Source organism: Anaerococcus sp. HMSC075B03 (assembly GCF_001815585.1).
Lineage (GTDB): Bacteria > Bacillota > Clostridia > Tissierellales > Peptoniphilaceae > Anaerococcus > Anaerococcus vaginalis.
Genome location: NZ_KV821206.1, coordinates 70,274 through 70,784, shown reverse-complemented (window position 1 = coordinate 70,784; position 511 = coordinate 70,274). Strand labels below are relative to the sequence as shown.

Sequence of the window (511 nt, the reverse complement as noted above, 5' to 3'; positions counted from 1 at the left end):
CTTCTTTTCCAATTCCTCTTATCCAATTTAGTAAGGCTTTTATTCGTCTTGAGATTTCTCTTAAAATCATATTTTGATGTTTGATTTCTCGGTTGATATTTCCTCTGTCGGTAACAATACCTTTCTTCTCAATTTGACTTGCCGATACGCCTAAATGAATGGTCGGTATTTGTTCTATGCCTTGTCTTTCATAGGAGCGGTGGTCAACTTTTTCCTGTATACTGTTTTCTCCAAGATATTTGTTTGTAACATCTGCCCACGACTTTCGCCACTGCTCTGCTTTATCTTGCTCGTTCCAATCTACTGTATCTATTTTTCTTGTTTTGTAATTACCATTTTTGAGTTTTACTTTTTCTCCGTTTTCATCAAGGATATATTCTTTTTTTGATTTTGCTCCCCATGTTGTATCTTCATTTAACGGTCGCATGGTAAGTAAGATATGACAATGAGGGTTTCCGTCATTTTTATCATGTAATGCAATATCGGCACACATACCGACTTTCACAAAATT

General features: G+C 35.4%; 1 protein-coding gene. It reads right to left on the bottom strand.

From position 1 onward, the window contains the following. The coding region (locus tag HMPREF3045_RS08395; RefSeq protein WP_180363022.1) for a MobA/MobL family protein at nt 1–511 on the bottom strand (511 nt) is incomplete at both ends.